General features: G+C 67.1%; 24 protein-coding genes and 1 pseudogene. 18 read left to right on the top strand and 7 right to left on the bottom strand.

All coding sequences use genetic code 11. The annotated features are described in order from the left end of the window. Positions 1 to 43 precede the first annotated feature (43 nt). From ctaD to AQ610_RS16420, 5 genes are all read left to right on the top strand, one after another. Entirely contained in the window at positions 44 to 1,651 is a 1,608-nt protein-coding gene (gene ctaD, locus AQ610_RS16435) for a cytochrome c oxidase subunit I (protein ID WP_006024427.1), read from the top strand. A 68-nt stretch (positions 1,652 to 1,719) separates the two neighbouring features. Continuing rightward, complete coding sequence (locus tag AQ610_RS37405; RefSeq protein WP_006024428.1) at positions 1,720 to 1,860, top strand: cytochrome oxidase small assembly protein; 141 nt, start codon at positions 1,720 to 1,722, stop codon at positions 1,858 to 1,860. Between the two features lie 21 nt (positions 1,861 to 1,881). Continuing rightward, complete coding sequence (locus AQ610_RS16430) at positions 1,882 to 2,487, top strand: cytochrome c oxidase assembly protein (protein ID WP_006024429.1); 606 nt, start codon at positions 1,882 to 1,884, stop codon at positions 2,485 to 2,487. Between the two features lie 70 nt (positions 2,488 to 2,557). Next, entirely contained in the window at positions 2,558 to 2,707 is a 150-nt protein-coding gene (locus tag AQ610_RS16425) for a DUF2970 domain-containing protein (RefSeq protein ID WP_045554916.1), read from the top strand. Positions 2,708 to 2,840: 133 nt separating this feature from the next. Continuing rightward, positions 2,841 to 3,698: a cytochrome c oxidase subunit 3 gene (locus AQ610_RS16420; protein ID WP_006024431.1), complete on the top strand. Its 858-nt coding sequence runs from the start codon at positions 2,841 to 2,843 to the stop codon at positions 3,696 to 3,698. 160 nt (positions 3,699 to 3,858) lie between these two features. Here the strand turns inward: AQ610_RS16420 and AQ610_RS16415 are convergent, their stop codons facing one another. After that, positions 3,859 to 4,068 carry a twin transmembrane helix small protein gene (locus tag AQ610_RS16415; protein WP_004200193.1) on the bottom strand — a complete coding sequence of 70 codons (210 nt, stop codon included), beginning with the start codon at positions 4,066 to 4,068 and terminating at the stop codon, positions 3,859 to 3,861. Between the two features lie 87 nt (positions 4,069 to 4,155). Here AQ610_RS16415 and AQ610_RS16410 point away from each other — a divergent pair, with 87 nt between their 5' ends. Genes AQ610_RS16410 through AQ610_RS16390 form a run of 5 tightly spaced genes read left to right on the top strand, consistent with a single transcriptional unit; the run spans position 4,156 to position 8,261 of the window. Beyond that, on the top strand, positions 4,156 to 4,869 hold the full coding sequence (locus tag AQ610_RS16410; protein WP_006024434.1) for an SURF1 family protein: 714 nt from the start codon (positions 4,156 to 4,158) through the stop codon (positions 4,867 to 4,869). A gap of 46 nt (positions 4,870 to 4,915) precedes the next feature. Further along, entirely contained in the window at positions 4,916 to 5,557 is a 642-nt protein-coding gene (locus AQ610_RS16405) for an SCO family protein (RefSeq protein WP_043281982.1), read from the top strand. A gap of 42 nt (positions 5,558 to 5,599) precedes the next feature. Further along, positions 5,600 to 6,709: a COX15/CtaA family protein gene (locus AQ610_RS16400; RefSeq protein WP_009911166.1), complete on the top strand. Its 1,110-nt coding sequence runs from the start codon at positions 5,600 to 5,602 to the stop codon at positions 6,707 to 6,709. 12 nt (positions 6,710 to 6,721) lie between these two features. Then, entirely contained in the window at positions 6,722 to 7,624 is a 903-nt protein-coding gene (gene cyoE / locus AQ610_RS16395) for a heme o synthase (RefSeq protein WP_006024437.1), read from the top strand. A gap of 19 nt (positions 7,625 to 7,643) precedes the next feature. Then, on the top strand, positions 7,644 to 8,261 hold the full coding sequence (locus tag AQ610_RS16390; protein ID WP_006024438.1) for an SCO family protein: 618 nt from the start codon (positions 7,644 to 7,646) through the stop codon (positions 8,259 to 8,261). Between the two features lie 112 nt (positions 8,262 to 8,373). On the opposite strand, the gene AQ610_RS16385 is transcribed toward AQ610_RS16390, so the two are convergent. Continuing rightward, positions 8,374 to 8,664, bottom strand: coding sequence for a YciI family protein (locus tag AQ610_RS16385; protein ID WP_006024439.1), 291 nt, complete (start codon positions 8,662 to 8,664; stop codon positions 8,374 to 8,376). Positions 8,665 to 8,851: 187 nt separating this feature from the next. Between AQ610_RS16385 and AQ610_RS16380 the strand changes: the two genes are divergently transcribed. The 6 genes from AQ610_RS16380 to AQ610_RS16360 all read left to right on the top strand — a co-directional run bounded on the left by AQ610_RS16380 (position 8,852) and on the right by AQ610_RS16360 (position 14,595). Continuing rightward, entirely contained in the window at positions 8,852 to 10,492 is a 1,641-nt protein-coding gene (locus AQ610_RS16380) for a methyl-accepting chemotaxis protein (RefSeq protein WP_006024440.1), read from the top strand. Next, on the top strand, positions 10,489 to 10,641 hold the full coding sequence (locus AQ610_RS33880; RefSeq protein ID WP_006024441.1) for a hypothetical protein: 153 nt from the start codon (positions 10,489 to 10,491) through the stop codon (positions 10,639 to 10,641). Before AQ610_RS16380 ends, AQ610_RS33880 begins: the two co-directional genes overlap by 4 nt. Then, on the top strand, positions 10,642 to 11,460 hold the full coding sequence (locus tag AQ610_RS16375) for a MetQ/NlpA family ABC transporter substrate-binding protein (RefSeq protein ID WP_006024442.1): 819 nt from the start codon (positions 10,642 to 10,644) through the stop codon (positions 11,458 to 11,460). It abuts the gene before it with no gap. 249 nt (positions 11,461 to 11,709) lie between these two features. After that, the gene (locus tag AQ610_RS16370; protein WP_009911172.1) at positions 11,710 to 12,681 is read left to right on the top strand and encodes an ABC transporter substrate-binding protein; all 972 of its coding nucleotides are present in this window, start codon (positions 11,710 to 11,712) and stop codon (positions 12,679 to 12,681) included. 222 nt (positions 12,682 to 12,903) lie between these two features. After that, positions 12,904 to 13,800: an ABC transporter permease gene (locus tag AQ610_RS16365; protein WP_009911173.1), complete on the top strand. Its 897-nt coding sequence runs from the start codon at positions 12,904 to 12,906 to the stop codon at positions 13,798 to 13,800. After that, entirely contained in the window at positions 13,801 to 14,595 is a 795-nt protein-coding gene (locus AQ610_RS16360) for an ABC transporter ATP-binding protein (RefSeq protein ID WP_006024445.1), read from the top strand. It begins immediately after the preceding gene. 303 nt (positions 14,596 to 14,898) lie between these two features. Here AQ610_RS16360 and arsB read toward each other — a convergent pair whose 3' ends face one another. From arsB to AQ610_RS16340, 5 genes and pseudogenes are all read right to left on the bottom strand, one after another. Then, positions 14,899 to 15,972, bottom strand: coding sequence for an ACR3 family arsenite efflux transporter (gene arsB / locus AQ610_RS16355; RefSeq protein WP_006024446.1), 1,074 nt, complete (start codon positions 15,970 to 15,972; stop codon positions 14,899 to 14,901). Between the two features lie 64 nt (positions 15,973 to 16,036). Beyond that, entirely contained in the window at positions 16,037 to 16,531 is a 495-nt protein-coding gene (locus AQ610_RS16350; protein WP_006024447.1) for an arsenate reductase ArsC, read from the bottom strand. Between the two features lie 19 nt (positions 16,532 to 16,550). Then, positions 16,551 to 17,043, bottom strand: a pseudogene (locus AQ610_RS33875) (arsenate reductase ArsC); the annotation flags it as partial. Positions 17,044 to 17,052: 9 nt separating this feature from the next. Then, positions 17,053 to 17,532: an ArsI/CadI family heavy metal resistance metalloenzyme gene (locus tag AQ610_RS16345; RefSeq protein ID WP_009911175.1), complete on the bottom strand. Its 480-nt coding sequence runs from the start codon at positions 17,530 to 17,532 to the stop codon at positions 17,053 to 17,055. Further along, a complete protein-coding gene (locus AQ610_RS16340; protein WP_009911176.1) occupies positions 17,529 to 17,864 on the bottom strand; it encodes an ArsR/SmtB family transcription factor in 336 nt (111 codons plus the stop codon). Before AQ610_RS16340 ends, AQ610_RS16345 begins: the two co-directional genes overlap by 4 nt. A gap of 226 nt (positions 17,865 to 18,090) precedes the next feature. Here AQ610_RS16340 and imuA point away from each other — a divergent pair, with 226 nt between their 5' ends. Continuing rightward, positions 18,091 to 18,786 (top strand): translesion DNA synthesis-associated protein ImuA, encoded by a 696-nt coding sequence (gene imuA / locus AQ610_RS16335; protein WP_006024450.1) that lies wholly within the window; start codon positions 18,091 to 18,093, stop codon positions 18,784 to 18,786. Beyond that, complete coding sequence (locus tag AQ610_RS16330) at positions 18,719 to 20,194, top strand: Y-family DNA polymerase (protein ID WP_045554873.1); 1,476 nt, start codon at positions 18,719 to 18,721, stop codon at positions 20,192 to 20,194. The genes imuA and AQ610_RS16330 overlap by 68 nt, the downstream gene beginning before the upstream one ends. Positions 20,195 to 20,199 lie beyond the last annotated feature (5 nt).

Here is a 20,199-nt window from a genome sequence, read left to right as displayed (position 1 = left end):
CGTGTCGCTGTGTTTGTCGACGTATTCGCATTAGGAGATTCTCATGTCTAGCATCGGGCACGACGTAGCCGCGGGCCACGCGCACGACGACCACGCGCACGAAACCCCGCACGGCTGGCGGCGCTGGCTGTTCGCCACCAACCACAAGGATATCGGTACGCTGTACCTGCTGTTCTCGTTCATCATGTTCCTGTCGGGCGGCGTGATGGCGCTCGCGATTCGCGCCGAGCTGTTCGAGCCGGGCCTGCAGATCATGCGGCCCGAGTTCTTCAATCAGTTGACGACGATGCACGGGCTCATCATGGTGTTCGGCGCGATCATGCCGGCGTTCGTCGGCTTCGCGAACTGGATGATTCCGCTGCAGATCGGCGCGTCGGACATGGCGTTCGCGCGGATGAACAACTTCAGCTTCTGGCTGCTGCCCGTCGCGGCGGTGCTGCTGGTCGGCTCGTTCTTCGCGCCGGGCGGCGCGACGGCCGCCGGCTGGACGCTGTACGCGCCGCTGTCGACGCAGATGGGTCCGGGCATGGATTTCGCGATCTTCGCGGTGCACATCATGGGCGCGTCGTCGATCATGGGCGGGATCAACATCGTCGTGACGGTCCTGAACATGCGCGCGCCGGGCATGACGCTGATGAAGATGCCGATGTTCGCGTGGACGTGGCTCATCACCGCGTACCTGCTGATCGCCGTGATGCCTGTTCTGGCGGGCGCGATCACGATGGTGCTGTTCGACCGCCACTTCGGCACGTCGTTCTTCAACGCGGCGGGCGGCGGCGATCCGGTGATGTATCAGCACATCTTCTGGTTCTTCGGCCACCCCGAGGTGTACATCATGATTCTGCCGGCGTTCGGGATCGTGTCGCAGGTGATCCCGGCGTTCTCGCGCAAGCCCCTCTTCGGCTACAGCTCGATGGTGTACGCGACCGCGTCGATCGCGATCCTGTCGTTCATGGTCTGGGCGCACCACATGTTCGCGACCGGCATGCCGGTGACGGGCCAGTTGTTCTTCATGTACGCGACGATGCTGATCGCGGTGCCGACGGGCGTGAAGGTGTTCAACTGGACGGCCACGATGTGGCGCGGCTCGCTCACGTTCGAGACGCCGATGCTGTTCGCGATCGGCTTCCTGTTCGTGTTCACGATGGGCGGCTTCACGGGCCTGATGCTCGCGATGGCGCCGCTCGACATCCAGTACCACGGCACGTACTTCGTCGTCGCGCACTTCCACTACGTGCTCGTCGCGGGTTCGCTGTTCGCGCTCTTCGCCGGCTGGTACTACTGGGCGCCGAAGTGGACCGGCTGGATGTACAACGAGACGCGCGGGAAGATCCATTTCTGGTCGTCGATGATCTTCTTCAACATCACGTTCTTCCCGATGCACTTCGTGGGGCTCGCGGGCATGCCGCGCCGCTATGCGGACTACCCGGCGCAGTTCACCGATTTCAACCAGCTCGCGACGATCGGCGCGTTCGGCTTCGGCCTCGCGCAGGTGTACTTCCTGTTCGCGGTCGTGCTGCCCGCGTATCGCGGCGGCGGCGAGCTCGAGCGTGCTTCCGACAAGCCGTGGGACGGCGCGACGGGCCTCGAGTGGACGGTGCCGAGCCCGGCTCCGTTCCACACGTTCGAGCATCCGCCGACGGTCGAGTAATGGTTTGATGGCGTTCGCCGCCCGCGTCGCACGACGCGGGCGGCGCCAACCCGAACGAAAAAATTCGCATGACCCGGAATTCACAAAAAAGGCGAACGCCCGACGAGATTCGCGCGGGCAACAGGCGGCTGCTCTTGATCCTGCTCATCGTCGTCGCCGTTTTCTTTGTGGGTGCCGTCGTCAGGCAGTGGATTGCGTCCACGTCCTGACGCAGTATTGAGGAAGTCCTGATGTCGAAGCCCGAGGCGAACGTCGATCGCGCGTTCAACCGGTCGATGCTCGTGAAGCTCGTCGTCGTGGCGGGGCTGATGTTCGGCTTTGGCTTCGCGCTGGTGCCGATGTACCGCGCGATCTGCCAGATCACCGGCATCAATAATCTGTTGCAGCGCGACGTCAGCGCGCGAGAGGCGAGAAATACGCAGATCGATTACACCCGGACGGTGTCGATCGAGCTCGACGCGAACGCGCGCGGCCCGCTCGGCTTCAAGCCGAAGCGCAACAGCATCGACGTGCATCCGGGCGAGTTGACGACGGTCGTCTACGAAGTGACGAACGGGCAGGGCAGGACGGTGGTCGCGCAGGCGATCCCGAGCTATGCGCCGAAGCAGGCCACCGAGTTCTTCAAGAAGATCGAGTGCTTCTGCTTCACGCAACAGACGCTCGCGGCGAACGAGACGCGCGACATGCCGGTCGTGTTCGTGATCGATCCGAAGCTGCCGAAGGACGTGAAGACGATCACGCTGTCGTACACGTTCTTCGAGCTGAACACGCCCGCGCCCGCCGTGCGCGGCGCGGCGGAGCGCACGGGCGGCGCTGCGGCGAAGCCCGCCGCGTGATATTGAGGAGGCGACGTAGGTGAGCGGAACGGACAACAAGAGCACGTTCGCGCAGACGATCAAGGCGGTGATGTGGTCGTTCTTCGGCGTGCGCAAGCGGCGCGATCTCGAGGCGGACGCGACGCAACTGAACCCGCTGTACGTGCTGATCGCCGCGCTGATCGGGGCGGCCGTGTTCGTCGGCGTGCTGATCCTGATCGTGCACGCGGTCGTCGGGTAGCAGGGGCGGATTCAGCGGGCGCGCCGCCGTGCGCGGCCGCGAGCAGAAACAAAGCGAGGAGGCGCCGCGCGCGCCGCCGCAGAAATAAGCCGGATCGTTCCGGAACAAATTGGACTGAAGTGGAGAATCAAGCATGACCGGTCAAAACGAGAGCCCGTACTATTTCGTGCCGCACCCGTCGCAGCACCCGATCAGCGCGGCCATCGGCCTGCTGATCATGCTCGGCTCGTTCGCGCTGTGGGTCAACGGCGAGCCGTGGGCGCCCTATACGGCGCTCGTCGGCCTGCTGTGGCTCCTGTTCGTGCTGTATCACTGGTTCGGCGACGCGATCGCCGAGTCGGAAGGCGGGATGTACGGCAAGCGCGTCGACAAGTCGTACCGCTGGAGCATGAGCTGGTTCATCTTCTCCGAAGTGATGTTCTTCGGCGCGTTCTTCGGCGCGCTGTTCTATGCGCGCGAAATCGCGATGCACCAGCTCGGCAGCCTCGACTACAAGCTGATCTGGCCGGACTTCTCCGCCGTGTGGCCGAACGAAGGCCCGGGCGCCCTCGTCGGCCACTTCAAGACGATGGGCCCGTGGCCGATCCCGACCCTCAACACCGCGCTGCTGCTGTCGTCGGGCGCGACGCTGACGGTGTCGCATCACGCGCTGCGCGAGGATCATCGCGGCAAGGCGATCGCCTGGCTCGCCGCGACGCTCGTGCTCGGCGTCTGCTTCCTGTTCCTGCAGGGCTTCGAATACTTCCACGCGTACAACGAGCTGAACCTGACGCTCGGCTCCGGCGTGTACGGCTCGACGTTCTTCCTGCTGACGGGCTTCCACGGCTTCCACGTGTTCCTGGGCGGCACGATGCTCGCGGTGGTGCTGGTGCGTATGATCCGCGGCCACTTCAAGCCGGATCACCACTTCGCGTTCGAAGGCGCCGCGTGGTACTGGCACTTCGTCGACGTCGTCTGGCTCGGCCTGTACGTCGTCGTCTACTGGCTGTAACAACGAAAACGGCCCGCGCAGCAATGCGCGGGCCGTTTGCCTGGTTCGTCGGCGCCGCGATGCGCGCCGAAGCGCCGCAGGCAGGACCGGTGCGCCGCCCCGACTTCATCGGGCGGCGCTTTTGCTTGAAGGGGCGGCACTCGTGCGGCGTTATGCCGCATCAGCGGCCGATCGGAATGCCGGTCGAATGGATCCAGCCCATCCAGTTCGCGAACAGGATGAACAGGAACAGCGAGATCGACAGCCCGACGCGCATCGCGAGCGACCAGACCATCCGCTTCGTATGGCCTCGGTCGTGCATCATGAAATACAGCGCCGACACCATGCTGGCGATGATGAGTACGAAGGCGATCGGAACGAGAATGTGCATGAAGCTAACCGGAAACCGGCAGTTGGAGGAAGAAAGGGGCATTATCGCACTTCGGTCGGGCGATCGTCGCGCCCGGGGAGCGGCGCGATGAGAATCCGCTGGCTGCCTGCGCTGCTGATTCTCGCGGTGATCGCGATCACAGTGCGGCTCGGTTTCTGGCAGCGCGACCGCGCGCATCAGAAGGAGGCGCTCGACGCGCAGATCGCGCGCTACGAGCATGCGAGCCCGGCCGACGTGCCGCGCGAGAGCGTCGCGTTGAAGGACATCGAGTTCCATCGCGTGCGCGCCACGGGGCGTTTCATGCCGGAACTCGCGGTGTTCCTCGACAACCGGCCGTACAACGATCAGCCGGGCTTCTACGTCGTGATGCCGATGAAGCTCGCGAACGGCGGCTACGTGCTCGTGAACCGCGGCTGGCTGCCGCGCAATTACGCCGATCGCACCGCGATCGAGCCGTTCGCGACGCCCGCGGGCGACGTGACGATCGAGGGCATCGCGCGCGGCAACGCGTCGCGCGCGTTCGAGCTCGGCGAGGGCGGCTCGGCCGCGCGCCAGAAGATCCGGCAGAATCTCGACGCCACCGCGTATGCGCAGGAAACGGGCCTGCCGCTGCAGCCGTTCGTGATCCAGCAGACGAGCGACGACGGCGACAAGCTCGTGCGCGACTGGCCCGCGCCGACGACAGGCGTTGAGCGCAACTACGGTTACATGTTCCAGTGGTGGGGCATGGCGGCGGCCGCCGCCGGCTTCGGCCTGTATGCCGCGCGGCGCGCGGCGAAAAAGCAGTCCGGCGACGCGTGAGCGCGGCGCCGCGCGACGTCCATCGTTTCAAGAGGTCTCTTTGGTGATGCAATCTTCCCATCCGACGCGGCCGCAAGACGGCCGGCAAGCGGAACCCGCGCAGCGCGGCTCGTGGCGGCGCGGCCGCTGGGTGCTGCTCGCGCTCGCGCTCATCTGCGCGGCGCCCGTGGTCGCGTCGTATTTCACGTATTACGTGATCAAGCCGCGCGGCGGTGCGACCAACTACGGCACGCTGATCGAGCCGCAGCGGCCGATTCCGCCCGATCTGACCGTCGTCGACGAAACGGGCAAGACGGTGCCGCTCGCGTCGCTGCGCGGCGTGTGGCTGTTCGTGATGGAGGACGGCGGCGCGTGCGGCGACGCATGCGCGAAGAAGCTCTACTTCATGCGCCAGGTGCGCGCGACGCAGGCGGGCGAGCGGCAGCGGATCACGATGGTGTGGCTGAAGAGCGACGCGGCGAACGTGCCGGCGGCGATCGCCGATGCGTATCCGGACACGCGCAAGCTGCGCGCCGATCCGGCCGCGGTCGCCGCGTGGCTGCCCGCCGATGCGGGCACGCAGGTCGCGGATCACCTCTATCTCGTCGATCCGAACGGCAACCTGATGATGCGTTTCCCGAAGAATCCGGACCCGAGCAAGATCAAGCAGGACGTGACGAAGCTCCTCAAGTGGTCGAGCATCGGTTGAGCGCCGGCCCCGACCGGCGATAGACGGTAAGAGAGAAACACGATGTACCTATTGCAACTCGGCCTGATCGGCCTCTGCATCGCGCTGCTGCCGCTGTCCTACGTGTGGGTGAAGGCGGACGACGGCAAGTTCCGCAAGCTCGTCTGGATCACGACGTTCCTCACGCTCGATCTCGTGATGTTCGGCGGCTTCACGCGCCTGACCGATTCGGGGCTCGGCTGCCCGGACTGGCCGGGCTGTTACGGCACGTCGTCGCCGTTCGTCGCGCATGCGGCGATCACGGCCGCCCATCAGGCGATGCCGACGGGCCCCGTCAGCATGACGAAGGCATGGATCGAGATGATCCACCGCTATTTCGCGATGGCGATCGGCGTGCTGATCATCGCGCAGACGGCGATCGCATGGGCCGCGCGGCTGCGCCGCAAGCCGCTTCATGTCTCGCCGTGGTGGCCGACGGGCCTGCTGCTGCTGATCCTCGTGCAGGGTGCGTTCGGCGCGTGGACCGTGACGATGAAGCTGCAGCCGGTGATCGTCACGATCCACCTGCTGCTCGGCCTGACGCTGCTCGGCACGCTCGGCTGGCTCGCGGCGCGGCAGACGCCGCTGCCCGCGCACGAGCCCGGCGCGGGCCGCTACCGCGCGGCGGCGCTCGCGGCGCTCGTGCTGCTCGTCGCGCAGATCGCGCTCGGCGGCTGGGTCAGCACGAACTACGCGGTGCTCGCGTGCACCGATTTCCCGACCTGCAACGGCGCGTGGATGCCGCCGATGGACTTCCGCAACGGCTTCCACCTTTGGCGCGCGCTCGGGATGACGAACGACGGCGGCGCGATCACGCAGGACGCGCTCGTCGCGATCCACTGGACCCACCGCACGTTCGCATTCGTCGTCGTCGCGTACCTGATCGCGTTCGCGCTGAAGATGCGCCGCTTCGCGTCGCTGCGGCGGCCGGCGAACGGCGTGCTCGCCGTCGTCGTGCTGCAGTTCGTCACGGGTTTGACGAATATCGTGCTGCAATGGCCGTTGCCCGTCGCCGTCGCGCACAACGGCGGGGCCGCGATCCTGCTGCTCCTCGTCGTCATGCTAAACTTTCGCATCCTTTCAAGCCGTCCCGGCCGCGTCGCGCAACCCGCGCGCGACGCCGCGCCCGCGTGACGTTGACCGTACATGGACACGACACTTTCCCATACGCCCGGTAGCCGTCTCTCCCAGTATCTGGCGCTGACGAAGCCTCGCGTCACGCAGCTCGCCGTGTTCTGCGCGGTGATCGGGATGTTCCTCGCGACGCCGGGCATGGTGCCGTGGAAAGTGCTGCTCGGCGGCACGATCGGCATCGGGCTGCTCGCGGGCTCGGCGTTCGCGATCAATTGCCTCGTCGAGCAGAAGATCGACGCGATGATGCGGCGCACCGCGTGGCGTCCGTCCGCGCGCGGCGAGATCACGACCTTGCAGATCCTCGCGTTCTCGACCGTGCTGGGCGGCCTCGGCGCGTGGACGCTCTACACGTTCACGAACCCGCTGACGATGTGGCTGACGATCGCGACGTTCGTCGGCTACGCGGTGATCTACACGCTCTTGCTCAAGCCGATGACGCCGCAGAACATCGTGATCGGCGGCGCGTCGGGCGCGATGCCGCCCGCGCTCGGCTGGGCGGCCGTCACGGGCGCGGTGCCCGGCGACGCGTGGATTCTCGTGTTGATCATCTTCGTGTGGACGCCGCCGCACTTCTGGGTGCTCGCGCTCTACCGCCGCAAGGACTACGAGAACGCGGGCCTGCCGATGCTGCCCGTCACGCACGGCGAGCAGTTCACGCGGCTGCACATCCTGCTGTACACGGTGATCCTGTTCGCCGTCACGATGATGCCGTTCATCTCCGGGATGAGCGGGGCCGTCTATCTGACGAGCGCGGTGCTGCTCGGCGCGATCTTCCTGGCGTACGCGTGGAAGATCTACCGCGATTACTCGGATGCGCTCGCGCGCCGCGCGTTCCGCTATTCGATCGTCTATCTGTCGCTGTTGTTCGCGGCGCTCCTCGTCGACCACTACGCACGTCCCATGATCGGGATGTAACTCCAACGGTTCGATCGCAATGCTCAAATCCCTGTTTGCATGCCGCCGCGCGCAGCGCGGCTGGTTGTTCGCCTGCGCACTCGCGGGCGCCTTGCTGATCGCGGGCTGCAACCAGCAGCCGGCGTTCCAGAATCTCGACATCACCGGCAACTCGCAGTTCACCGGCGACTTCGCGCTGCCGGACACGACGGGCAAGATCCGCACGCTCGGCGAATTCAAGGGCAAGGCGGTCGTGGTGTTCTTCGGCTATACGCACTGCCCGGACGTGTGCCCGACGACGATGGCGGAGCTGTCGCAGGCGCTGCAGCAGCTTGGCCCGGACGGCAAGCGCGTGCAGGTGCTGTTCGTCACCGTCGATCCGGAGCGCGACACCGCGGCGATCCTCGGCCAGTACGTGCCCGCGTTCAATCCGGCGTTCGTCGGCCTGCGGCCCGCCGACGAAGCGCAACTGAAGAAGGTGACGAAGGACTTCCGCGTCTACTATGCGAAGGTGCCGGGCAAGACGCCCGACAGCTACACGATGGACCACACCGCCGCGAGCTACGTGTTCGATCCGAGCGGCAAGCTGCGCCTGTTCGTGCGCGACGGCCAGGGGCCGGGGCCGTGGGTCCACGATCTGAAGCTGCTGCTCGACTGACGACTCGAAAACGAGCGGCTGCCTGCCGATACGGCATGTATCCCGCGGCATGCACCCCGCGGCATGCACCCCGAAGCGCCGGACGCTTGTCCGGACTTCGGGGTGTTTTTCATTACGGCAGCGCCGGCAGATTGACGCCCGGCGCGATGCGCGTCGTCTTGAATTCGGTCACCGTGTACGTGGCGAGCCCTTCGGTGACGAACGGATCGGTTTCGAGGATCGCATCGAGCTTGTCGCGCTCGATCCGCACCGCGAGGATCACGCCGCCGTCGCGCGGCACCTTCGGCCCGCACGCGACGAACACGCCGGCGTCGAAATGGCGTTGCAGGTAGGCGCGGTGGCGTTCGAGCGCGTCGTCGATGCGCTCGAGCGGCGCGGTGTAGCGGATGTCGATCACGTACATGGAGGCCTCGTTGAATGTGGGCCGCGACGCCATGCCGCAGCCAAGCCGCTCTTGTAGCACAGTCGTCGCCATCGCGCTTCCATTCAAGTTGTAAGCCGGCGTGCCGTAAATAGCGGCAGCGATCGTTCGCGGCCGGGGCCGCGGCGCGGACGGCGCGCGACGAACACGACACGGGAACGCACACACGATGAACAGAATGAGCTTGAACCGCAAGCTGTGGCTGGCGCTTGCGCTCGTATGGGTCGGATTGCTGGGGGTAGGCGCGTGGAGCGCGTTCGAGACGCGCACGACGATGCTCGCCGAGCGCAAGGAAGGGATGGCGAATCTCGTCGATTCGGCGGCGGGCGTGGTGAAGGCGTACTACGCGCTCGCGCAGAGCGGCAGGATGAGCGACGAGGACGCACGGCGCGAAGCGCTCGCGCGCCTGTCGGCGATGCGCTATGGGGATTCCGGCTACTTGTTCGTGACGGACTCGACGCCCGTCGTGCTGATGCATCCGACGCTGCCGAAGCTCGTCGGCACGCAGGTCGGCGATTACCTGGACCCGGACGGCAAGCGGCTTTTCGTCACGATCGTGAACGCGGCGAAGGAGAGCGGGCGCGGCTTCGCCGAGTATCGCGGGCGACTGCCGCACAGCGAGACCGCGGTGCCGAAGATCAGCTACGTGACGCGCTTCGCGCCGTGGGACTGGAACATCTCGAGCGGCGTGTTCCTGAAGGACATCGATACCGTCTACTACGAGACGCTCGTCGGCCATCTCGCGATGGTGTTCGTGATCGGCCTCGTGATCACGGCGGCGATGCTCGTCATCATCCGCAACGTGCGCGCGAGCCTCGGCGGCGAGCCGGATGCGGCGGCCTCGCTCGCCGCGCGGATCGCGGCGGGCGACCTGACGCGGCCCGTCACGGTGCGCGCGGGCGACAGGACGAGCATGATGGCCGCGATGCGCGACATGCAGGGCCGCCTGCGGTCGACGATCGGCGGCATCCGCCAGGCGGCCGAATCGATCGCGGCCGCGAGCCACGAGATCGCGTCGGGCAATCACGATCTGTCGCAGCGCACCGAGCAGCAGGCCGCGTCGCTCGAAGAGACCGCGGCGAGCATGGAAGAGCTGACCGCGACCGTCAAGCAGAACGCCGAGAACGCGCGGCAGGCGAGCGGGCTCGCGAACAGCGCGTCCGAGATCGCGCTGAAGGGCAACGACGTCGTGAGCCGCGTGATCGGCACGATGGGCGAGATCAACGACAGCTCGCAGAAGATCGCCGACATCATCGGCGTGATCGACGGCATCGCGTTCCAGACCAACATCCTCGCGCTGAATGCGGCCGTCGAGGCGGCGCGCGCGGGCGAGCAGGGCCGCGGCTTCGCGGTCGTCGCGGGCGAGGTGCGCTCGCTCGCGCAGAGGAGCGCGACGGCCGCGAAGGAGATCAAGCAACTGATCGACGCGTCGGTGGAGCGCGTGAGCAACGGCTCGGCGCTCGTCGGCCAGGCGGGCGAGACGATGACGGAGATCCTGCAGGCGGTGCGGCGCGTGACCGACATCATGGGCGAGATCGCGGCCGCGTCCGAGGAGCAGTCGAGCGGGATTTCGCAAGTCGGCCGCGCGGTCACGCAGATGGACGAAATGACGCAGCAGAATGCGGCGCTCGTCGAGGAGGCGGCGGCCGCGGCGTCGTCGCTTCAGGAGCAGGCGGCGCGGCTGCGCGAATCGGTGAGCGCGTTCCAGGTCGGCGACGGCGCGGCGGCCGCGCGTGCGCCGAGCGCGGCGGCGGGCAGCGGCCCGAATGCGGCCGCGTCGTCCGGGCGCGTCGAGCCGGCGCTCGCATGACGCATTCCCATACCTATATGAGCGGGATGTATTTCACAGCCTGGCGATCTTGTGACACCATTTGCGCTTTCGTCCGCGCGGCCCGGCCGGTCAGGCCGTCGCGCCCCCTCTACCGAGCCTGGATGGTTCTGCAAGCAAGCGAGAAATAGATGAAGCGTCGCACTCTCCTGAAAGTTGTCTCCGCGGTCGCGGCCGGCGCCGCCGCCCTTTCCGTTTCCGTCGGCGCGCAAGCGCAGGACAAGGTGATCAAGGTGGGCACGGTCGCGGGCCCCGACGCGCAGGTCTGGCAAGTCGTCCAGAAGGTCGCGAAGGAAAAGCAGGGCCTCGATGTGAAGGTCATCGAGTTCAACGACTACGTGCAGCCGAACGCGGCGCTCGATGCGGGCGACCTCGACGCGAACAGCTTCCAGCACCAGCCGTACCTCGACAGCCAGGTGAAGCAGCGCGGCTACAAGATCGTGAGCGCGGGCCTCACGTACATCTCGCCGATCGGCGTCTATTCGAAGAAGTTCAAGACGCTGAAGGATCTGCCCGCGGGCGCGAAGGTCGCGCTGCCGAACGATCCGTCGAACGAGAACCGCGCGCTGCTGCTGCTGCAGACGCAGGGCGTGATCAAGCTGAAGGCGGGCGCCGGCACGGGCGGCAGCAACGCGACCGTGCTCGACGTCGCCGAGAATCCGAAGAAGCTGAAGCTGACCGAGCTCGACGCCGCGCAACTGCCGCGCGTGCTGTCCGACGTCGACGCGGCCGTGATCAACACGAACTACGCGCTCGCGGCGAACCTGCAGCCGACCAAGGACGCGATCGCGCTCGAATCGCTGACGAGCCCTTACGCGAACCTGATCGCGGTCCGCGCGAAGGACAAGGATCAGCCGTGGGTGAAGAAGCTCGTGAAGGCGTACCAGTCGCCGGAAGTGAAGGAGTTCATCACGAAGCAGTTCAAGGGCTCGATGGTCGCGTCGTTCTGAGCGTCGTCCGATCGTCCCGAATCGCCGAAGGCCCGCGCATCGCGCGGGCTTATTTGTTTTCGGCCGCGCATCGGGCATCGGGCGGCCGCCGGCGCGGCGCTCTCGGTACTGTCCCGAAATATTGAACGGTCTGGGGAAATGGTATCCTCAGACGCTTGCCGCCGCGCCCGTTCCGGCGCGGCCGCGCGGGCCGCGCACGTTCCGGGGAGCGCGGCCCGTCCACCATTCAGAACCGGGGGAGACAGACAGATGAAGCGATTCAAGATCGTGGCCGCTCATTCGATTGCGGCGGGCGTCGCGGCATTCGCGATGCTGGGCGCCGGCGCCGCGCACGCGCAGACCGTCAAGGTGCTGTCGATCGTCGATCATCCGGCGCTCGACGCGATCCGCGACGGCGTGCGCGCCGAGCTGAAGGCCGAAGGCTACGGCGACGACAGGCTCAAGTGGGAATACCAGAGCGCGCAGGGCAATACGGGCACCGCCGCGCAGATCGCGCGCAAGTTCATCGGCGACCGTCCGGACGTGATCGTCGCGATCGCGACGCCCGCCGCGCAGGCCGTCGTCGCGTCGACGAAGAGCGTGCCTGTCGTCTATTCGGGCGTGACCGATCCCGTTGCCGCGCAGCTCGTCAAGGGCTGGGGGCCGACCGGCACCAACGTGACGGGCGTGTCCGACAAACTGCCGCTCGACCGGCAGGTCGCGCTCATCAAGCGCGTGGCGCCGAAGGCGAAGACGGTCGGGATGGTCTACAACCCGGGCGAGGCGAACTCGGTCGTCGTCGTGAAGGAAATGAAGGAGATCCTCGCGAAGCAGGGGATGACGCTCAAGGAAGCGGCCGCGCCGCGCACCGTCGACATCGCGCCCGCCGCGAAGAGCCTGATCGGCAAGGTCGACGTGATCTACACGAATACCGACAACAACGTCGTGTCCGCATACGAATCGCTCGTGAAGGTCGCGAACGAGGCGAAGATCCCGCTCGTCGCGGGCGACACCGACAGCGTGAAGCGCGGCGGCGTCGCGGCGCTCGGCATCAACTACGGCGATCTCGGCCGGCAGACGGGCAAGGTCGTCGCGCGCATCCTGAAGGGCGAGAAGCCGGGCGCGATCGCATCGGAGACGAGCAGCAATCTCGAACTGTTCGTGAACACCGACGCGGCCGCGAAGCAGGGCGTGACGCTTTCGCCCGATCTCGTCAAAGAAGCGAAGACGGTCATCAAGTAACGCACGTGCGGCCGGCGGGCCGGTCTCGACGGGCTTCGATGCGCCGGGCGTCGGCATGTCGGGCGTCGCTACGCTTGGCCGTGTTTTGCTTCGGCGGTCCGCGACGCATTGCGCGACAGGCGCCGCGCGCGGCCGACGCATCCGGGCCAAGTCGGGTCCGGCCTGGCCGCCGCGCTCGCCGCTCCGTCACGCGCAGCACGCTGCAACAGGATTTCCCCAACCATGTCTCTTTTTTCTCTTCTCGGCGCGCTGGAGATCGGCCTCATCTTCAGCCTCGTCGCGCTCGGGGTGCTGATCTCGTTTCGCATCCTCAATTTTCCGGACCTGACCGTCGACGGCAGCTTTCCGCTCGGCGGCGCCGTCGCCGCGACGCTGATCGCCGCGGGCCACGATCCGTTCACGTCGACGCTCGCCGCGATCGCCGCGGGCGCGTGCGCGGGCTTCGTCACCGGCTGGCTGAACGTGCGGCTGAAGATCATGGATCTGCTCGCGAGCATCCTGATGATGATCGCGCTCTATTCGGTGAACCTGCGGATCATGGGCCGGCCGAACGTGCCGCTCATCACCGAGCCGACGCTCTTCACGGTGCTGCAGCTCGACTGGATGCCCGACTACGTGCTGCGGCCGGCGCTCCTTGCCGTCGTCGTCGTGATCGCGAAGCTCGGCCTCGACTGGTTCTTCTCGTCGCAGCTCGGGCTCGCGATGCGCGCGACGGGCGCGAATCCGCGAATGGCGCGCGCGCAGGGCATCGCGACGGGCCGCGCGACGCTCGCCGGCATGGCGCTGTCGAACGCGCTCGTCGCGCTCGCGGGCGCGCTTTTTGCGCAGACGCAGGGCGGCTCGGACATCTCGATGGGGATCGGCACGATCGTGATCGGGCTCGCCGCCGTGATCATCGGCGAGACGCTGCTGCCCGCGCGGCGGCTCTTTCTCACGACGCTCGCCGTCGTGCTCGGCGCGATCCTCTACCGTTTCTTCATCGCGCTCGCGCTCAACAGCGAGTTCGTCGGCCTGAAGGCGCAGGACCTGAACCTCGTGACGGCCGTGCTCGTGACGGTCGCGCTCGTGCTGCCCGCGACGCGCAAGAAACTGTTCGGCCGCAAGACGAGGGGGGCGTAAATGCTCTGCGCACAAGACCTGAAGCTCACGTTCAACCCCGGCACGCCGATCGAGACGCGCGCGCTGCGCGGGCTGTCGCTCGACATTCCGGACGGCCAGTTCGTCACGGTGATCGGCTCGAACGGCGCCGGGAAATCGACGTTCCTGAATTCGGTGAGCGGCGATCAGCCGGTCGATTCGGGACGGATCGCGATCGACGGCATCGACGTCACGCGCAAGCCGGCGTGGGATCGCGCGCCGCTCGTCGCGCGCGTGTTCCAGGACCCGATGGCGGGCACCTGTGAAGCGCTGACGATCGAGGAGAACATGTCGCTCGCGATGGCGCGCGGCGCGCGGCGCGGCTTTCTGCCGGCGCTGAACCGCGCGTCGCGCGAGCTGTTTCGCGACAGGCTGCGGCTGCTGAATCTCGGGCTCGAGAACCGGCTCACCGATCGCATCGGCCTGCTGTCGGGCGGACAGCGGCAGGCGGTGAGCCTGCTGATGGCGTCGCTGCGGCCGTCGCGCATCCTGCTGCTCGACGAGCACACGGCCGCGCTCGATCCGAAGACGGCCGCGTTCGTGCTGGAGCTGACCGCGCGGATCGTCGAGGAAAGCCGGCTGACGACGATGATGGTCACGCACAGCATGCGGCAGGCGCTCGATTACGGCGATCGCACGGTGATGCTGCATCAGGGGCAGGTGGTGCTCGACGTGTCCGGCGACGAGCGTCGCGGGCTCGACGTGCCCGATCTGCTGCAATTGTTCGAGAAGACGCGGCACGAGAAGCTCGACGACGACGCGTTGCTGCTCGGCTGACGGGCGGTTTCGGCGGCGGCTGCGGTTTCGGGGCGGTCGTTTCGGGATGCCGTGCCGGGACGGACGCTGCTTCGGCCGCTGGCCGAACGGGCGTGGTTCGTGATGTGCGCCGCGAACGCATTGCCATATGTTGTGCAAACATGCAGTAATCGGCTATGCGACGTCCGCTTCCTCCCTCTCCCTCGAATCGCTGCATCCGTCGCTCTGGACCTTTACTCTGGCGATGCATGGTTTGTGGCCCGATAGCATAGAAACGTTGCGACGCCTTGCTGCTGCATAGCGCGGCTTTGCCTGGTGGACATGTCAGGTCCGGCACTCGTACCAGCCCTTCGACTGATTGACGATGCGCACCACCAACAGCATGACCGGCACTTCGATCAGCACACCGACGACGGTGGCCAGCGCCGCACCGGAATGGAAACCGAACAGGCTGATTGCGGCCGCGACGGCCAGCTCGAAGAAGTTGGATGCGCCGATTAGTGCGGACGGGCACGCGATGTTGTGCTTCTCGCCCACGGCGCGATTGAGCCAGTAAGCGAGCGCCGAGTTGAAAAACACCTGAATCAGGATCGGCACCGCGAGCAGCGCGATCACCAGCGGCTGCTTCAGGATCGCTTCGCCCTGGAACGCAAACAGCAACACGAGTGTGGCCAGCAGCGCGGCGATCGACCACGGGCCGATCTTCGCCATCGCGGCATCGAATGCAGCCTGACCGTTCGCGAGCAGCCGCTTGCGCAGGATCTGCGCAATGATCACCGGGATAGCGATGTAAAGCACGACGGACGTGAGCAGCGTCGCCCACGGCACCGTGATTGCGGACATTCCCAGCAGCAGGCCGACCAGCGGCGCGAAGGCGATCACCATGATGCTGTCGTTCAGCGCGACCTGCGACAACGTGAACAGCGGATCGCCGCCCGTCAGTCGACTCCACACGAATACCATCGCCGTGCACGGTGCGGCGGCCAGCAAGATCAAGCCGGCGATGTAGCTGTCGAGCTGATCAGCGGGCAGCATCGGCGCGAACAGGTGGCGGATGAACAGCCAGCCGAGGAATGCCATCGAGAACGGTTTGACGAGCCAGTTCACGGCGAGCGTGACGCCGATGCCTTTCACGTGCTGGCGCACTTCATGCAGAGCGCCAAAGTCGACCTTGACCAGCATCGGGATGATCATCACCCAGATCAGCAGCCCGACCGGGAGATTGACCTGCGCATATTCCATCCGGCCGATCTGCTGGAACAGGCCGGACAGCACCTGGCCGAGCGCGATGCCGGCGACGATGCACAGCGCAACCCAGACGGTCAGATAGCGTTCGAAGAAATTGATGGAAGGCTTTGCGACGGCCTGGCCCGGCGGGGCGACATTGGACGCGTTCATTGGACAGGGGGCGGTCTTGAAGTCGTCGGCAGCCGCGTGTTTCGGCAGGCCGCCATGCGAATGTTCAGTTCTGCGAGATCTCGGTCAACGCTGTCTGGAGTTCGGTATTGCTCATGCGATCGAGCGGCAGCGCCAGCAACTGCAGCATGCGATAGCCGATTGCCTGGCGTGTGAGTTCGAACGCGAGGCGCTTGCCTTCGTCGCCACCCGCTGCATTCGACGGATCGGCGTAGCCCCAGTGCACTTTGACGGGGCTACCGGGCCAGTACGGGCACGTCTCGGCGGCCGCGCTATCGCACACCGTGATGACGACGCGCATTTCGGGCGCACTGTCCCCGACGAACTCGTCCCAGCTCTTGCTACGGTAGTCGCTCACGTCGATACCGGCGTTCGTCAGCGCCTCCAGCGCGAACGGATTGAGGCGACCGCTCGGCGCGCTGCCGGCGCTGTACGCTCGCACATCCTTGCCGAGCTTCGCTGCCCAGTGATTGAGCATCCCTTCCGACAGCACGCTGCGCGCCGAGTTGTGGGTGCAGAGGATCAGTACGTTCGTGGTCATGTCCGAGAATCCAGATTTGCTGTTGGCCGATTTCGCGCACCGATTTCTGCAGCGCGACGTTATCGAGTTTGGTGAGCGGCAATGACAGCAGCAGGTCGATCCGACGCTTCAACGTCAGCGCGGCGTCGTGCATGGCCTGCTGCTTCTGCTCGTCGGAGCCCTCGACATCGGCCGGGTCAGGCACGCCCCAGTGCGCGGTGATCGGTTGACCGGGCCAGATCGGGCAGACCTCGCCGGCGGCCTTCCCGCACACGGTGAAGACAAAATCGAGCATGGGCGCGCCAGGCGCCGCAAATTCATCCCGGCTCGTGCTTCGATACCCTTCGGTCGGCAATTGCCAACGTGCCAGCTCGCGCAGTGCGAACGGGTTCACCTCGCCTTTCGGATGACTGCCGGCCCGAGTAGGCAACGAAGCGCCCGTCGCCAAGCTGGCTCATCAAGCCTTCGGACAGGATCGATCGGGCGGAATTGCCGGTACAGATGAACAGCACGTTGTAGCGCTTGCCGCTCATGGTCGGACCTCAGCAGCAGGAAGATTTCACCGGCACGCCGATCGGCTTGCCGCGCGCGGGGGAACAGCAAGCAGAAGCGTCGGCGTTCGATTCAGCCGCCGGCGCGCTACGGGATTCACCGAAGGTTGGAACCTCGCCGAGCGTCTGGTATGTCTCCCAGGCAACGCCTTGCGGATCGACCGTCCAGTATTTGTCGGCACGCGCATAGCAGCACGCCGTGCCGATCTGCGCGTCGACGGGCAAGGACGCCGCGCTCAAACGCGCGTGCATTTCCGCAAGCTCGGTCTCGTTCTCGACCTGCATGCCGAGATGGTCGAGGCCCGGCACTGCGCCGCGCTGCGAGATCGCGAAATTGATGCGCGGGTCGTCGAGCATCCACTTGGCGTAGTCGTCCTTGACGACGGTCGGTTCGGCGGCGAACAGCGCCGAGTAGAAGCGAATGCTCTCGGCGAGATCGGCGACGCCGACGTGAACATGAAAGCATTTCATGATTGATGCTTCTTGGACGTCGAACAGGTGGCTGCCGGCGAGCAAGGGTTGCCGCCGCAGCAGTTCTCCGTGAGGTAGGCCAGCAGGCCATTCATCGTTTCGAAGCTCGCGCAGTAGAAGACGAAGCGGCCTTCCTGGCGGCTAGTGACGAGCTGCGCATGCGCCAACTCCTTCAAATGGAAGGAGAGCGACGATGGCGGCACATCTAGCAGCGTGGCAATCTGCCCGGCCGGCATGCCCTCCGGGCCCGCCTGCACAAGAGCACGGAAGATGGCGAGCCGGGACTCGTGCGCGAGTGCTGCGAGAGCGGCAATGGTTTGGTTCGTTTCCATTATTCGATAATAATGGAAATATCGAATATTGCGAAGGATCGACACACACTCGACCAGCGGGTTCGTCGACGCCCTCTGGCAATCCCGGAATCTTGCGTTAGAATAACTGTATATTTATACAGTATTTGATGAGAGTTCCCCCATGAATCGCACCGTTATTCAGCCCCTGCAGATGCGCGGCTCCGATGAACGGGCGCGTTCTATTGATGCGTTACTCGACAGAACCATGTATTCCGACTTGGGGGGAATAACGCTCTGGCGCGGCTCGCAGCTCGCGCGCGGCGGCCCGCGCACGGTCGATACCGGCTATGCGGCGCTGTCGGCCGAGTTGCCGGGGGGCGGCTGGCCGGTCGGCGGGCTCGTCGAGCTGCTCGTGCCGCACGCGGGCTGCGGCGAGATGCGCGTGCTCGCGCCCGCGCTCGCGGCGACGGGCAGCGCGCGGCGGCCGCTCGCGTTCGTCGCGCCGCCGCAGCCGCCGCACGCGTGCGCGCTCGCCGGCCTCGGCGTGCCGCTCGACGCGCTGCTGTGGCTGCGCGCGGACAGCGGCGCCAACGCGCTGTGGGCGGCCGAGCAGGCGCTCAAGACAGGCTGCTGCGGCGCGCTCCTGCTGTGGCAGCAGAACACGCGCGCCGAGGCGCTGCGCCGCCTGCATCTCGCCGCCGCCCGCGCGGGCGACACGCTGTTCGTGATGTTCCGGCCGCTCGCCGCCGCGCAGCAGCCGTCGCCCGCGGTGCTGCGCCTCGCGCTGCATCCGTCGCCGGGCGGGGTGTCGGTCGAGATCGTCAAGCGCCGCGGGTCGGCTTGCGGCGAGCCGCTTTCGCTCGAATTGCCGTCGCCCATCGTGGAGAGCCGCTATGCGCGTCTTGCTCGGCATCCATCTGCCGCGCCTGCCGCTCGACGTGTGCGCACCGCCGTCGCCTGACGGCGGCAACGGCTGTGCGGTGCTCGAGCAGGGCGTCGTGCTGATCGCCGATTCGGCCGCGCGCGCGCACGGCGTGCGCGTCGGCATGAAGCGCGGCGGCGTGCTGACGCTTGCGTCCGGCACGCGGCTCGTCGAGCGCGATCCGGCGCGCGAGGCCGACGCGCTGCGCGCGGTCGCGCTCGCGCTGCTGCGCTTCTCGCCGTGCGTCGCGCTCGACGACGAAGCGACGCTCGTCGTCGACGTCGGCGCGAGCCTGCGGCTGTTCGGCGGCCTGCCGTCGCTGTGCCGGCAGGTGCGCGCAACGCTCGCCACGCTCGGCTATGCGGCGCGTCTTGCCGCCGCGCCGACGGGGCGCGGCGCGTGGCTGCTCGCACGCGCGCCGGGCAAGCCGGGCGCGCGGCGGCGGATCGTGCGGGCGGCGTCGCTCGCGCGCGCGCTCGATGCGCTGCCGTGCGAGCTGCTGTCCGCCGCGCGCCCGTACGCCGGCTGGTTCGACGGCATCGGCTGCCGCACGCTCGCCGATCTGCGCCGCCTGCCGCGCGCGGGGCTCACGCGCCGCTGCGGTCCCGCGCTCGTCGCCGCGCTCGATCGCGCATATGGCGACGCCGTGGAGCCGCTCGCCTGGATGCCGGTGCCGCCCGTGTTCGACATGCGCCTCGAATTGCCGGAGCGTGTCGAATATGCGCAAGCCGTGCTATTCGTCGCGCGGCGGCTCGTCGTGCAACTGTGCGGCTGGCTCGCCGCGCGGCAGTTGTCGCTGTCGGCGATGGCGTTCGCGCTCGAGCACGAGCGCGGCCGCCAGGCGGTGCCGCCGACGCCGCTCGAACTCGCGTTCGCCGAGCCCGCGCGCGACGAGGCGCACTTCATGCGCGTCCTCGGCGAGCGGCTCGCGCGCGTCGCGCTGCCCGCCGCGGTGATCGCGGTGCGTCTGACGGCGACGCGCGTCGAATCGGTCGCGCCGCCCGCCGACGATCTGTTCCCCGAGCCGGGCGGCACCCGCGAGGCGCGCGCGCGGCTCGTCGAGCTCCTGACCGCGCGGCTCGGCGCGGACAACGTGCTGCGCGCGGCGCCCATCGCCGATCACCGGCCCGAGGCGGCGAACCGCTGGCTGCCGCTCGGCGCGCCGGCGGGCAAGCCGGCCGTGCCGGGCGTCGCGCCGCCGCGTCCCGCGTGGCTGCTCGCGCAGCCGCTGCCGCTCGTGATGCGCGAGAACCGGCCGTTCTACCGCACGCCGCTCAGGTTCGTGTCGTCGATCGAGCGGATCGAGGCCGGCTGGTTCGACGGCCAGCTCGTCGCGCGCGACTATCGCATCGCGCAGGACGGCGACGGCGCGTGCTACTGGGTCTACCAGGAGCGCGGCAGCGGCGCGGCGGGGCAATGCTGGTTCCTGCACGGCCTGTTCGGGTGAGCGGC

The sequence above is a fragment of the Burkholderia humptydooensis genome, assembly GCF_001513745.1.
GTDB classification, from domain to species: domain Bacteria; phylum Pseudomonadota; class Gammaproteobacteria; order Burkholderiales; family Burkholderiaceae; genus Burkholderia; species Burkholderia humptydooensis.
This window is presented reverse-complemented; position numbering and strand designations above follow the sequence as displayed.